The following is a 12,852-nucleotide window of genomic DNA, read 5'->3' as shown; positions in this document are numbered from 1 at the left end:
ATATGGGCTTTTTAGCAGGCAAGAAGTTGTTGATCACCGGAGTGTTGTCGAACCGCTCCATCGCCTACGGCATTGCCAAAGCGTGCAAAGAACAAGGCGCCGAATTGGCCTTCAGTTATGTAGGCGAGCGTTTCAAGGAACGCATCACCGAGTTTGCGGCCGACTTCGACTCCAAGCTGGTCTTTGACTGCGATGTGGGCAACGATGAGCAGATCGACCAGTTGTTCAAGGACCTGTCTGTTCACTGGCCTACCTTTGACGGATTTGTACACAGCATCGGCTTTGCGCCACGCGAAGCGATTGCAGGTAACTTCCTGGACGGCCTGACCCGCGAGAACTTCAAAATCGCGCACGACATCAGCGCCTACAGCTTCCCGGCGATGGCCAAGGCGGCCCTGCCCTACCTGACACCCAAAGCGGCTTTGCTGACCCTTTCGTACCTGGGTGCCGAGCGCATCATCCCCAACTACAACACCATGGGCTTGGCCAAGGCCTCACTGGAAGCCAGCGTGCGCTACCTCGCGGAGGCCGTGGGCCCCAAGGGCATTCGCGTGAACGGCATCAGCGCCGGTCCGATCAAGACACTGGCTGCCAGCGGTATCAAGGACTTCAGCAAGTTGCTGAACATGGTGGCCGGCGCCTCCCCCATCCGTCGCAATGTGACGATTGAGGATGTAGGCAATGTGGCTGCTTTCTTGCTGAGCGACCTGGCAGGTGGTGTGACTGCAGAGATCACCTACGTGGACGGCGGCTACAGCCAGACCATGGGCGTGACCGCAGAAATTTAAATCAAATACACCGCTCGCGCCCATGGAATGTGCGCGGGCAGCTATCAAAAAAAGAGCGCCTGCAGATTGATCTGCCGGCGCTCTTTTCTATGGGACTCCTGTCCCTTAGGGGTGAATCAAGCCTTCACACAGTCAGCGTAGTAGCGGACCTTACCGTCTTCTCCCACTTCACTTACCAAACCGTGCACATCGGTCTCAAAACCGGGGCACTGGGCGTTGAACTCGCGCGAGAACTTGAGGTAGTCCACCACTTTCTTGTTGAACACCTCGCCAGGCACCAGCAAAGGGATACCGGGTGGATATGGCGTGACCATGCCCACTGACACGCGGCCTTCCAGGTGGTCGATTTCCACACGTTCGGTCTTACGCAAGGCAATGTGCGCATAGGCATCACTGGGTTTCATGGCGGGCACCAGATCGCCGAGGTACACCTCGGTCGTCAGGCGGGCAATGTCGAACTTGGCGTACAGCTGGTGGATGTGGTGGCACAAGTCGGCCAAACCCATCTTCTCGTAGCGCGGGTACTTCTGCACAAACTCAGGCAACACGCGCCACATGGGCTGGTTCTTGGCGTAGTCGTCCTTGAACTGCTGCAACGCGGTCAACATGCTGTTCCAGCGGCCTTTGGTAATGCCAATGGTGAACATGATGAAGAAGCTGTACAGGCCGGTCTTCTCGACCACCACCCCGTGCTCAGCCAAAAACTTGGTCACGATGGAAGCCGGAATACCGGTCTTGGCGAACTTGCCGTTCAGGTCCAGACCGGGCGTCACGATGGTCGACTTGATCGGGTCCAACATGTTGAAGCCATTGGCCAGCTTGCCGAAGCCGTGCCAGTTGGCCTTTGCGCTCTTGGACTCGCCTTTGATGATCCAGTCAGCGGCCTTGCCAATGCCTTCGTCGGCCAACTTGTCCGGTCCCCAGACCTTGAACCACCAGTCGTCGCCGTACTCTTCGTCCACCTTGCGCATGGCACGGCGGAAATCGAGTGCTTCGGCAATGCTCTCCTCCACCAAGGCGGTGCCACCGGGTGGCTCCATCATGGCAGCGGCCACGTCGCAGCTGGCAATGATGCTGTACTGCGGACTGGTGGAGGTGTGCATCAGGTAGGCCTCGTTGAACAAGTGCTTGTCCAACTTGACAGTCTGGGAGTCCTGCACCAACACGTGGCTGGCCTGGCTGATGCCGGCCAGCAGCTTGTGGATAGATTGCGTGCTGTACACCACGGCCTCCTTGGGGCGCGCGCGGTTCTTGCCCATGGCGTGGTAGGTGCCATAGAACGGGTGGAACGCCGCATGGGGCAGCCAGGCTTCGTCGAAGTGGATGTTCTCCACATAGCCGTCGAGCATGCTCTTGATGGTTTCGGTGTTGTAAAGCACACCGTCGTAGGTGGACTGCGTCAGCGTCAGGATGCGCGGCTTGATTTTCTTGGTGTCCACGCCTTTGAGCAAAGGGTTGGCCTTGATCTTGGCCTGGATAGTCGCCGGCTCAAACTCACTTTGCGGAATCGGGCCGATGATGCCGAAGTGGTTGCGCGTGGGCTTCAGGAACACGGGGATCGCCCCGGTCATGATGATGGCGTGCAGGTTGGACTTGTGGCAGTTGCGATCCACGATCACGATGTCACCGGGCGCTACCGTGTGGTGCCACACCATCTTGTTGGAGGTGGAGGTGCCGTTGGTCACAAAGAAGCAGTGATCCGCATTGAAAATCCGCGCCGCATTACGCTCGGAGGCACCGATGGCTCCGTTGTGGTCCAGCAACTGGCCCAGCTCTTCCACCGCATTACACACGTCGGCGCGCAGCATGTTTTCACCATAAAACTGGTGGTACATCTGCCCTACCGGGCTCTTCAAGAAGGCAACGCCTCCGGAATGCCCCGGGCAGTGCCAGCTGTAGGAGCCATCTTCGGCGTAATCCAGCAGCGCCTTGAAAAACGGAGGCTGTACGCCCTCCAGATAGCCCTTGGCCTCGCGGATGATGTGGCGCGCCACGAACTCGGGCGTGTCCTCAAACATGTGAATGAAGCCATGCAGTTCGCGCAGGATGTCGTTAGGAATGTGGCGGCTGGTCTTCGTTTCGCCATACACATAGATCGGAACATCCAGGTTCTTGCGGCGCACTTCTTCAATGAAGTGACGCAGGTTCAGCACCGCAGGGTCCAGGTCGGGGCCGGGGGTGAATTCCTCGTCGTCAATTGACAAGATGAAGGCACTGGCACGCGACTGCTGCTGCGCAAATTGCGAGAGATCGCCGTAGCTGGTGACGCCCAGAACCTCAAAGCCTTCCGTTTCGATGGCCTGGGCCAGGGCGCGTATGCCCAGGCCCGACGTGTTTTCCGAACGGAAATCTTCGTCAATGATGATGATGGGAAAGCGAAACTTCATCGAAAGGCTCCAACGACGGGCTAAAAAAGGCAAACAGGCGCGAAGTGTAAGGACTTATTGCGGCAAGTCCGCGGCACGGTCATTCAATTGGCCCACAATGTGGCGTCATCAATACAACCGGAGTCCGCCCCATGTCAGAACCCACCCTCTGGTGGCTGCTCACAGGTGCCATCGTGGCGATTGAGCTGCTCACTGGCACGTTTTACCTGCTTATGTTGGCAGCGGGAGCCGTGGCAGCAGCACTTGCGGCCCATGCCGGTGCCACTGTCACAACACAACTCGTGCTGGCAGCTGTTGTAGGCGGCGGCGCGGTGGCAGCATGGCACTTGAAACGGACCCGCCGGAACGACGAGCCCCCTGCCCAGGCCAACCCCAACGTCAACCTCGATATCGGTGAAACCGTGCAAATCATCGCTTGGAATCCGGATGGCACCGCCAGCGTGCAGTACCGTGGAGCCCATTGGACAGCTATTCATCGCAACGGAGTCATTCCGGTACCGGGAGCGCACCGCGTGGCAGAAATGGTGGGCAACCGCCTGTTGGTCGACAAATCGTAAGAAGGAAACCCTATGGAAATCGCAATCGTACTTTTGGTTATCGCCGTGATTTTTGTGACGCGCTCCGTCAAGGTAGTGCCGCAGCAGCATGCCTGGGTGATTGAGCGGCTCGGCAAATACCACGGCACCCTCACCCCCGGCTTGAACTTTCTGGTGCCCTTCATCGACAAGGTGGCCTACAAGCATGTGCTGAAGGAAATCCCGCTCGATATCGCCAGTCAGGTCTGCATCACCAAGGACAACACCCAACTGCAGGTGGATGGCATTCTGTATTTCCAGGTCACTGATGCCATGCGGGCCAGCTACGGCTCCAGCAACTACATCGTCGCGATTTCTCAGCTGGCGCAAACGTCGTTGCGCTCGGTCATCGGCAAACTGGAGCTGGACAAAACCTTTGAAGAGCGAGACATCATCAATGCCCAGGTCGTCGCAGCGATTGACGAGGCGGCCTTGAACTGGGGCGTGAAAGTGCTCCGCTATGAAATCAAGGACCTGACGCCGCCCAAAGAGATCCTGCATGCCATGCAGGCCCAGATTACGGCTGAGCGCGAGAAGCGTGCCTTGATTGCAGCTTCTGAGGGCCGTCGCCAGGAACAGATCAACATCGCGACCGGCGAACGCGAAGCCTTCATCGCGCGTTCGGAGGGCGAAAAGCAGGCAGCCATAAACAGCGCACAAGGTGAGGCTGCCTCGATCACTGCGGTGGCAGAAGCTACGGCCTCCGCCATCGAACGCATTGCAGCGGCCATCCGGCAACCCGGGGGTGAACAGGCGGTACAACTCAAGGTGGCCGAACGTGCAGTAGACGCCTATGGCAAAGTGGCCGCCGATGCGACCACGACCTTGATCATCCCTGGCAATATGAGCGAGGTGTCCGGCTTGATCGCGACCGCCATGAAAATGGTGCAGTCCAGCAAATAGGTCTAAGACGGCGGGCAACAAAAAAGCCCGTAACGCTTACGCGCTACGGGCTATCTGTTTTCTGGCGGAGCAGGCGGGATTCGAACCCGCGGTGGGTTTTACCCCACGCACGCTTTCCAGGCGTGTGACTTAAACCGCTCATCCACCGCTCCAGAGCCTCGTATTCTAGCCCGTAATTTTGCGCATTCCGGACTCCAGCGAAAACTTTTTAGAAAAAGTCCGTGCGACTGAGCACGTAATTCCTGCACACCACGCACTACGAGTGGTTGGCATCCCGAGAATGGGTGGCAGCTTCTCTGACCGCGGAACGCACTGCGTCTTCGAGGTCCGCCATCACAGCCGGCAAAAGCAGTTCCAACTGAGCCTGCAAGCTCTGTCGCAAAGCATTCTGCACCTGGTGCTCCAGATTGGGTAAAAGACGCTCCATCACCGCAGCCACCAACGCATCTTGAGTCAAAGGACTTGGCACGGGCGCTTCAGCCGACAGCTGCATGGGCTCCTCAGAAAGTGGTGCCGATGGCTTTACAACCTCAGTCAAGGTCGGCAAAAACCGCGGAGTCGCCTTGGGTGCGTGCATCACTCAGGCCCTTTCAGCTTCAGATCGTGCCGCTGAATCTCGTAACCTTGCAGCACATAGTGCCTCCATCGATTGCGCGCCAAAGCCCGGTCGTCATCGTCTACGGATACGACTTCAATCACCCGCTCAAACTGAACGAAATCAGCCGGCACCGCGGTCGTCAAATTTACCAATACGCTATGGTTCTTCAACGCACCGTGCACCCTGGACGTCAAAACTACCGGGCACATCGCATGCGGTGCTTGACCGTCATCGACGGCGTGCACCAGAAAATCGGTGGGAGAGGTCGCCCAAAGGCTCGCATCAAGGTACTGCACCTGAGCAGGTGGTGCCAGGACCGTCAACCGGGCACCCCTTGCTACTGCTTTGCGCAGCAGGCGCCCCACATATTCCAATTTGTTGGGCGCACCGAAATGGAACGCGATGTCAGTCACTTGCCTGCAACCCGGCTCAAAAGAAACTCGACCAACAGGGGCACAGGACGGCCGGTAGCGCCTTTTGCACCGCCGCTCTTCCATGCGGTCCCCGCGATATCCAGGTGAGCCCAAGAGTATTTGTCGGTAAATCGTTGCAAAAACTTGGCAGCGGTGATGGCTCCGCCCGCCCGTCCGGCCACATTGGCAACATCCGCAAAGTTGGTCTTTAGGCCTTCTGCATAGTCATCGTCCAGGGGCAGGCGCCAGCACAGGTCACCACTGATCTCACCCGCATGGAACAATGCATCACCCAATTCCGGCTTGTTGGCAAACAAGCCGCTTCGTACGCCGCCCAAAGCCACCATGCAAGCGCCTGTCAGTGTGGCAATGTCAACCACGGCTGCAGGCTTGAAGCGCTCCGCATAAGTCAGAGCGTCGCACAAGACCAAGCGCCCTTCTGCATCGGTATTCAATATTTCAATGGTTTGCCCGCTCATGCTGGTCACCACATCGCCCGGTTTGACGGCTTTTCCATTAAGCAGGTTCTCGCAGGCGGGAATCAAACCGATGACGTTGATAGCCGGCTTGAGCTCTGCCAGAGTCCGGAATGTTCCCAACACGCTGGCAGCACCCGACATGTCGAACTTCATTTCATCCATTTCAGCCGCCGGCTTGATGGAAATGCCGCCGCTATCAAACGTGATGCCCTTCCCCACCAGAACCACGGGAGCTTGTGCTTTGGGCGCGCCGGAATACTGCAACACGATGAAGCGCAAGGGCTCGTCAGAACCTTGTGCTACGGCCATGAAGGAGCCCATGCCCAACTTGGCCACTTCTTTGGGCCCGAGTACTTCGCAACTGATCTTGGCAAACTTGGCCAGACTTTGAGCGGCCTGCCCCAGCAGCGTGGGGGTTGCGTAATTGGCAGGACGATTCGCCCATTCCTTGGCGAATTCCACACCGCTAACCGTAGCTGCGCCTGTATCAAAAGACGCTTTCACTTCAGACGCATTGGTGGCAGCCACCAAAACCTTTTGTAAAGTCCGGGGCTCAGACTTGGATTTGGTGTGTGTGTACACGTAGCTCGCATCTGCAACCGCCAAAGGTACCGCGCGTACTGCATCTTCCTGCGCGGGGGCGGCAAACGCTACCACCAGTTTTTTGAGACTGGTGGCCTTCAGGGCGCTCGCACAGGCAGCCAGCGCACTGCGCACTTGGCGCGCACGGCCTTCGCCGATTCCTGCCAACACCACCTTGGTGGCGTTGAATTGCACTGGCCGGTACAGCGAGAGCACGGTGCCCGGCTTGACGGCAAAGTCCCCCTGCTTCAGGGTTTGGGCCACTAGCACAGACAATTCATCTTTGCCGGCCTTGAAATCCTGCGCGACCAGCAGGATCAGCAAATCAGCTTTTTCGTTGGCAAGGGCGACGAGGTTCAGAGGCTTGAGTTCAAAGTTCATAATTCACGCTTTCGTTCTGCACAATGTTATTCCATTCCTCCATCCGCAAAGAATTAGGCCGCAGTTTCGGGGCTACCCTGGTGGTGCTTGTCACGGTCGTGATGACCATGACCTTGTTGCGCACCTTGGGCGAAGCTTCGCGCGGCACCTTCAATCCGGCGGACGTCCTGATCATCATGGGTTACACCGTGCTCTCGGACATGCCCACCATCCTGTCCATGAGCCTGTTCATTTCGGTGTTGAGTGTGGTAACCCGCATGTACCGGGACAGTGAAATGGTGATCTGGTTCGGCAGTGGCCGTGGGCTCTTGGGCCTGGTGCGCCCGCTCATGCGATTTGCCTGGCCCGTATTGGTCGTGATCCTTGCCTTGGCTTTTTTGATCCTGCCTTGGTCTTTCAGCAAGATTGAAGATCTGCGGGACAAGTACGACAAGCGTGGAGACATCGCCCGAATTGAACCCGGCCAGTTTCAGGAGTCCGGCAATGGGGACCGGGTTTTCTTTATCGAGAAAGACAGCAAAGGCCAGCAGACCGGCAAGAACGTATTCATTGCCACCCACGAGGGAAACAAGGAAACCATTACGAGCGCTCGATCGGGCACTGTGGAAGTGATGAACGGCGACAAATTTCTGGTGTTGCAAAACGGTCAGCGCTTGGAGCGAAGTTCCGGCAAGAACGACATGACCCTGAGCACTTTCGAGCGCTACGGGGCCAGGGTTGGCGCCGATGACAACTCAGCGCGGGACTATGCACCGTCCAACGCAAAGACCACGCTGGAGCTCGTGCAAACGCCTTCGGCCTTGCACATGGGGGAATTGTCGTGGCGTGCCGGTTTGGCACTGGCCGCTTTCAACCTGATCTGGATCGGTTTAGCGGCCGCCGGTGCAAATCCGCGAGCCGGACGCAGCACCAACCTCATCTTCGCTTTTCTGGCGTTTGTGGTGTATTTCAATTTGCTGGTGCTTGGCAAGAATTGGGTGGAGAACGGCAAGGCGGAGCTCATTCCCATGCTGCTCCAATTGCATGGAGGCGTCTTTCTGCTTTCCATGCTGTGGCTTGCCAAACGGCATAACCACTGGACCCTGCGCCTGCCCCGCCGAAAAACGGTTGCCGGGAGCCCCTCATGAAGACACTGCGCAAACTCCTGTACGGGGAGGTCATTACCGCGGTGACTTTGGTGACACTGGGCTTCATGGCGCTGTTCTTTTTCTTTGACGTGGTCGAAGAGTTGCAGTCTGTCAGCCGCATTGCTTCCAGCGGCTACCAGGTTCCCCAGGCGCTGATCTATGTGGCGCTGATGATTCCCGCCCACGTGTATGAACTCTTTCCCATCACGGTGTTGATCGGGACGATTTTTGTGATGGCACGCTTGGCGCGCAGCTCGGAATTCACCATTCTGCGCACCAGTGGCCTCGGCCCTTGGCGGGCACTGCGCACCTTGCTCGCGCTGGGATTGGGTTTTGTCCTGTTCACTTTTGCCGTTGGCGACTATGTCGCCCCCTTGGCGGACAAAACGGCGCAACTGCTGAAGTCCCGTTTTCAGGGAAAGATCAGTGTCGGCAAAACGGGCGCCTGGCTCAAAGAGCGGCAGGCGTATGGCAGTTACTCGGTCAATGTGGGGGCGCTGTCGTCTGATGCGACGTTGAAAGATGTTCGCGTCTATGAATTCGACAACCAAGGCAAAGTGGTGTCCCTGACGGAAGCCAAAGCCGGCACCTTCGGCGATGACGAATCGTGGATGCTGACGCAGGGTGTGCGCACCGAATTCACCAGCGGGCCCGACCAGGTCTCCAAGGTCGACCGGGTGGCTTTTGAGAGCTTCCGTTGGCCTACCCAAATCAGCGCTGAAATGGTGGCTGCAGCCGTGCTTCGCCCCGAACGCATGGGCACCATTGATCTCTTCCAGTACATCCGCCACCTCAACGCCAACGGCCAAAGTGCGCAGAAGTACGAAATCCAGTTCTGGAAAAAGGTGTTTTATCCGCTGAGCTGCCTGGTGATGGTGGTGTTGTCACTCCCCTTTGCGTACCTGCATTTCCGCTCCGGCAGCATAGCGGGCTACACATTTGGGGGCGTGATGGCGGGCATCAGCTTTGTGCTGTTGAACAACGTGCTCAATGACCTGGGCAACCTGCAAGGCTGGCAGCCGTGGATTACGGCGGCGCTCCCGGGGTTGATTTACTCCTTCTTCTCCCTTGCTGCCTTCACCTGGCTGGTACTCCGACGATGACAAGTTCCTCTCCCCGCAACGCCATCGTGCTGTTTGCCCATGGCTCCCGCGACCCTCTTTGGCACAAACCCATGGAGGCGGTGGCCGAGCGCATACGCGCGCAGTCTGCCAATGTGGAAGTCACCTGTGCCTACCTTGAACTCAGCCAGCCGGACCTGCCCGACACGGTATCCAGGCTGGTCGCCAAGGAGGTGAATCACATCACCATCGTTCCCATGTTCCTGGGTGTGGGGCGCCATGCACGAGAAGATTTGCCGGAACTGGTGGTGCAACTGAAGGCGCAACATCCAACAGTGACCTTTCACTTGCAGGCCGCAGTGGGCGAAGATGCGCGCCTTCTGGACATGCTGGCAAAAATAGCGCTAAGCCCCGCTTGAAGCAATACCCCTGAGGCATAATGAATTCCATCTTTAGTTGGAATTCGATATGAACCTCCACCAATTCCGCTTCGTTCAAGAAGCTGCGCGACGCAACCTCAACCTCACCGAAGCCGCCAAGGCGCTGCATACCTCGCAACCGGGGGTGTCCAAAGCGATCATTGAGCTGGAGGAAGAGCTGGGCATAGACATATTCGCCCGGCACGGCAAGCGCCTCAAGCGCATCACCGAGCCCGGCCAGCATGTGCTCAAAAGCATTGAACTGATCCTGCGCGAGGTCAACAACCTTAAGCGCATCGGCGAGCAATACAGTTCTCAGGACAGCGGCACGCTGTCGATCGCCACCACCCACACCCAGGCGCGCTATGTGTTGCCCGAGAAAGTGGCCCAGTTGCGCACCGCCTTTCCCAAAGTGAACGTCAGCCTGCACCAAGGGGCCCCGGACCAGGTGGCGCGCATGCTGATCGACGATGTGGCCGAAATCGGCATCGCCACCGAATCGCTCTCCAACTACACCGAGCTGGTGACCCTGCCCTGCTACGAATGGCAGCACGTGTTGGTGCTTCCCACGGACCACCCGCTGGCCCAGAAGGAACGCGTCACCCTGGAAGACGTAGCCGCAGAGCCGCTGATCACCTACCACCCGTCTTTCACTGGCCGCACCAAGATCGACCAGGCCTTTGAGGCCCGCAAACTGGAGCCCCGCATATCGCTGGAAGCCATCGACTCTGACGTGATCAAGACCTATGTGCGCCTGGGCCTTGGCATCGGCATTGCCGCCGAAATGGCCGTGACCGATGTGGTGGAAGACATGGAGAAAAACGGCGCCCGCGGTGGCTTGGTGGTGCGACCTGCCGGCTACCTGTTTGGCCAGAACGTCACGCGCGTGGCCTTCAAGCGAAGTGCTTACCTGCGCAACTTCGTGTTCACCTTTGCCGAGCTGCTCAGCAGCCGCCTGAACCGCGCCCTGATTGCCAAGGCCATGGAAGGCCATGTCAACGACTATGAGCTGTGATTTCATGACCACTGCGTTTACACCCTCACTCACCAGCCGCCTGCCGAATGTGGGCACAACTATCTTTACCGTCATGTCGGCGCTCGCTACAGAGCACAAGGCAGTCAATCTCGGTCAAGGCTTTCCGGACTTTGCGTGTGACCCCAAACTGGTTGATGCAGTGACATCTGCCATGCAGGCCGGGCACAACCAGTACCCGCCCATGACCGGTGTACCGGCTTTGCGGCAAGCGGTGTCGGCCAAAATTGCGGGCCTGCATGGCAAGACCTACCAGCCCGACAGTGAGATCACCATCACCGCCGGCGCCACGCAGGCCATCATCACGGCCATTCTGGCCATCGTACATCCGGGTGACGAGGTGATCGTGCTGGAGCCCTGCTACGACAGCTACGTGCCCAATATCGAACTGGCCGGCGGCGTCGTGGTGCGCGTACCCCTGACGCCCGGTACCTTCCGCCCCGACTTCGCCAAGATCAGCGCGGCCATCACTTCCAAGACTCGCGCCATCCTGATCAACACCCCCCACAACCCGAGTGCGACAGTGTGGAGCCGCTCCGAGATGCTGGCCCTCCAAGACCTGCTGGAGCCTACCAACATCCTGCTCATCAGTGACGAGGTCTACGAGCACATGGTGTTCGACGGGCAGCCTCACGAGAGCGCTTCGCGCTTTCCGGGCCTCGCGGCGCGGGCGTTTGTGGTGTCCAGCTTCGGCAAAACCTTCCACGTCACCGGCTGGAAAGTGGGCACTGTCGCAGCACCCGCGGCATTAACTGCCGAGTTCCGCAAGGTGCACCAGTTCAACGTGTTCACGGTCAACACCCCGGTGCAGCATGCACTGGCAGCCTACCTGGGCGACCCCGCACCGTATGTCAACCTGCCGGCGTTCTATAGCGCCAAGCGCGACCTCTTCCGCGCAGGCTTGGCCAGCACCCGCTTCAAACTGCTGCCCAGCCAAGGCAGTTACTTTCAGTGCGTGGACATTTCTGAAGTGAGCGACCTCAATGAGGCGGACTTCTGCCAATGGCTCACCCGCGAAGTGGGCGTGGCAGCGATTCCGCTCTCCGCCTTCTATGGCAATGGCTTCGATCAACGGGTCGTGCGCTTCTGCTTCGCCAAAAAGGATGAAACCCTGGAACTGGCATTGGAAAGACTCAAAAAGCTATAAGTTCATCTGGCGAGAAGCTCTGCTATTTTTTTTATAGCTGCTCGCTCATATTCAGCGTGCGCTGGAGGTCTATACAGATGAAATTCTCAGTCTTTGCGTGGCTCAAGCCGTATGTCAGCCGGTGGCGTGTTGGGGGCGCATGCTTAGCACTCTGTATCACCTTCGCAACTCCGTTGGGGCACGCAGATTCACTGCGCACTGAGACAGTGACGCAGGGACTGGAGCACCCTTGGGCCTTGGCGTTTTTGCCGGACGGACGGTTTCTGGTGACCGAGCGCCCCGGCCGTCTCCGAATTGTGGATGCCCAAGGTCGGATAGGGGTTCCGATCACGGGGCTTCCCAGGGTGGACGCCCGGGGACAAGGCGGCCTGTTGGACCTGCAGCTCGACAGCGAATTTGCGGACAACCGGCTGATTTACTTCTGCTATGCCGAGCCAGGGGAAGGCGGCAACAGCACAGCGCTTGCGCGTGCACGCCTGAGCCCGGATGGCAGCCAACTGACAGAGCTACAGGTACTGTTCCGGCAACAACCCAAGGTGCAGAGCAGCGCGCATTTTGGCTGCCGCATCGTCGAAGGCAAACGCAACGGGAAGGCGGATGGCACTCTGTACCTTGCCTTGGGTGAACGCTTCAGCCGCAAGGAAGACGCCCAGACACTGAACAACCACCACGGCAAAGTCATCCGCATCCTCAAGGACGGCAAGGCACCGGCGGACAACCCCTTTGCCACTCCAGAATCACGCAAAACTGGTGCGCTCCCGGAAATCTGGAGCTACGGCCATCGCAACCCTCAAGGGCTGGTGCAGGCTCCGGACGGCAGGCTGTGGGAGATGGGGTAATCTAGGTTTGCGTGCAAATTGTCGCGCTTTCTACCAAGGGTAAACCCTTGGTTTTCTTGCCCTCGATTTAGCATCCCCTCGCCAGTTATAGTGTTCGGCAATTGCAACCCCACAGGGAGA

12 protein-coding genes, 1 tRNA gene and 1 pseudogene are annotated in these 12,852 nt (G+C 58.3%); 9 read left to right on the top strand and 5 right to left on the bottom strand.

Translation table 11 applies throughout. The features are described from left to right. Window positions 1-2 precede the first annotated feature (2 nt). Window positions 3-788 carry an enoyl-ACP reductase FabI gene (gene fabI / locus ACOAP0_RS00070; RefSeq protein ID WP_313866504.1) on the top strand — a complete coding sequence of 262 codons (786 nt, stop codon included), beginning with the start codon at window positions 3-5 and terminating at the stop codon, window positions 786-788. A 116-nt stretch (window positions 789-904) separates the two neighbouring features. On the opposite strand, the gene ACOAP0_RS00065 is transcribed toward fabI, so the two are convergent. Next, window positions 905-3,175, bottom strand: coding sequence for an Orn/Lys/Arg family decarboxylase (locus ACOAP0_RS00065; RefSeq protein WP_498374535.1), 2,271 nt, complete (start codon window positions 3,173-3,175; stop codon window positions 905-907). Between the two features lie 131 nt (window positions 3,176-3,306). On the opposite strand from ACOAP0_RS00065, the gene ACOAP0_RS00060 reads away from it, so the two are divergent. Further along, on the top strand, window positions 3,307-3,732 hold the full coding sequence (locus ACOAP0_RS00060; RefSeq protein ID WP_498374536.1) for an NfeD family protein: 426 nt from the start codon (window positions 3,307-3,309) through the stop codon (window positions 3,730-3,732). Between the two features lie 12 nt (window positions 3,733-3,744). Next, a complete protein-coding gene (locus ACOAP0_RS00055) occupies window positions 3,745-4,653 on the top strand; it encodes an SPFH domain-containing protein (RefSeq protein ID WP_087493795.1) in 909 nt (302 codons plus the stop codon). Window positions 4,654-4,715: 62 nt separating this feature from the next. Here ACOAP0_RS00055 and ACOAP0_RS00050 read toward each other — a convergent pair. The 4 genes from ACOAP0_RS00050 to ACOAP0_RS00035 form a co-directional block, all read right to left on the bottom strand. After that, a tRNA-Ser gene (locus ACOAP0_RS00050) sits at window positions 4,716-4,805 on the bottom strand. A 104-nt stretch (window positions 4,806-4,909) separates the two neighbouring features. Then, the gene (locus tag ACOAP0_RS00045) at window positions 4,910-5,146 is read right to left on the bottom strand and encodes a hypothetical protein (protein WP_498374537.1); all 237 of its coding nucleotides are present in this window, start codon (window positions 5,144-5,146) and stop codon (window positions 4,910-4,912) included. An 83-nt stretch (window positions 5,147-5,229) separates the two neighbouring features. After that, a complete protein-coding gene (locus tag ACOAP0_RS00040; RefSeq protein ID WP_498374538.1) occupies window positions 5,230-5,664 on the bottom strand; it encodes a DNA polymerase III subunit chi in 435 nt (144 codons plus the stop codon). Beyond that, entirely contained in the window at window positions 5,661-7,106 is a 1,446-nt protein-coding gene (locus tag ACOAP0_RS00035) for a leucyl aminopeptidase (protein ID WP_498374539.1), read from the bottom strand. The genes ACOAP0_RS00040 and ACOAP0_RS00035 overlap by 4 nt, the downstream gene beginning before the upstream one ends. A gap of 23 nt (window positions 7,107-7,129) precedes the next feature. Here ACOAP0_RS00035 and lptF point away from each other — a divergent pair, with 23 nt between their 5' ends. From lptF to ACOAP0_RS00005, 6 genes and pseudogenes are all read left to right on the top strand, one after another. Next, window positions 7,130-8,233, top strand: coding sequence for an LPS export ABC transporter permease LptF (gene lptF / locus ACOAP0_RS00030; RefSeq protein ID WP_498374540.1), 1,104 nt, complete (start codon window positions 7,130-7,132; stop codon window positions 8,231-8,233). Beyond that, window positions 8,230-9,336, top strand: coding sequence for an LPS export ABC transporter permease LptG (gene lptG / locus ACOAP0_RS00025; protein ID WP_481873968.1), 1,107 nt, complete (start codon window positions 8,230-8,232; stop codon window positions 9,334-9,336). Before lptF ends, lptG begins: the two co-directional genes overlap by 4 nt. Next, complete coding sequence (locus tag ACOAP0_RS00020) at window positions 9,333-9,713, top strand: sirohydrochlorin chelatase (RefSeq protein WP_498374541.1); 381 nt, start codon at window positions 9,333-9,335, stop codon at window positions 9,711-9,713. Before lptG ends, ACOAP0_RS00020 begins: the two co-directional genes overlap by 4 nt. Before the next feature lie 49 nt (window positions 9,714-9,762). After that, window positions 9,763-10,728, top strand: coding sequence for a CysB family HTH-type transcriptional regulator (locus ACOAP0_RS00015; RefSeq protein WP_481873970.1), 966 nt, complete (start codon window positions 9,763-9,765; stop codon window positions 10,726-10,728). A gap of 4 nt (window positions 10,729-10,732) precedes the next feature. Beyond that, complete coding sequence (locus ACOAP0_RS00010; protein WP_498374542.1) at window positions 10,733-11,893, top strand: pyridoxal phosphate-dependent aminotransferase; 1,161 nt, start codon at window positions 10,733-10,735, stop codon at window positions 11,891-11,893. Window positions 11,894-11,970: 77 nt separating this feature from the next. Further along, a pseudogene (locus ACOAP0_RS00005) lies at window positions 11,971-12,720 on the top strand (PQQ-dependent sugar dehydrogenase); the annotation flags it as partial. Between the last annotated feature and the right edge of the window lie 132 nt (window positions 12,721-12,852).

It is taken from the genome of Curvibacter sp. Hmag1.1 (assembly GCF_059769165.1).
This window is presented reverse-complemented; position numbering and strand designations above follow the sequence as displayed.

Coding starts and splice junctions, on each gene's coding strand:
- fabI (WP_313866504.1), top strand. CDS start 3: ATGGGCTTTTTAGCAGGCAAGAAGTTGTTGATCACCGGAGTGTTGTCG.
- ACOAP0_RS00065 (WP_498374535.1), bottom strand. CDS start 3,175: ATGAAGTTTCGCTTTCCCATCATCATCATTGACGAAGATTTCCGTTCG.
- ACOAP0_RS00060 (WP_498374536.1), top strand. CDS start 3,307: ATGTCAGAACCCACCCTCTGGTGGCTGCTCACAGGTGCCATCGTGGCG.
- ACOAP0_RS00055 (WP_087493795.1), top strand. CDS start 3,745: ATGGAAATCGCAATCGTACTTTTGGTTATCGCCGTGATTTTTGTGACG.
- ACOAP0_RS00045 (WP_498374537.1), bottom strand. CDS start 5,146: ATGCAGCTGTCGGCTGAAGCGCCCGTGCCAAGTCCTTTGACTCAAGAT.
- ACOAP0_RS00035 (WP_498374539.1), bottom strand. CDS start 7,106: ATGAACTTTGAACTCAAGCCTCTGAACCTCGTCGCCCTTGCCAACGAA.
- lptF (WP_498374540.1), top strand. CDS start 7,130: ATGTTATTCCATTCCTCCATCCGCAAAGAATTAGGCCGCAGTTTCGGG.
- lptG (WP_481873968.1), top strand. CDS start 8,230: ATGAAGACACTGCGCAAACTCCTGTACGGGGAGGTCATTACCGCGGTG.
- ACOAP0_RS00020 (WP_498374541.1), top strand. CDS start 9,333: ATGACAAGTTCCTCTCCCCGCAACGCCATCGTGCTGTTTGCCCATGGC.
- ACOAP0_RS00015 (WP_481873970.1), top strand. CDS start 9,763: ATGAACCTCCACCAATTCCGCTTCGTTCAAGAAGCTGCGCGACGCAAC.
- ACOAP0_RS00010 (WP_498374542.1), top strand. CDS start 10,733: ATGACCACTGCGTTTACACCCTCACTCACCAGCCGCCTGCCGAATGTG.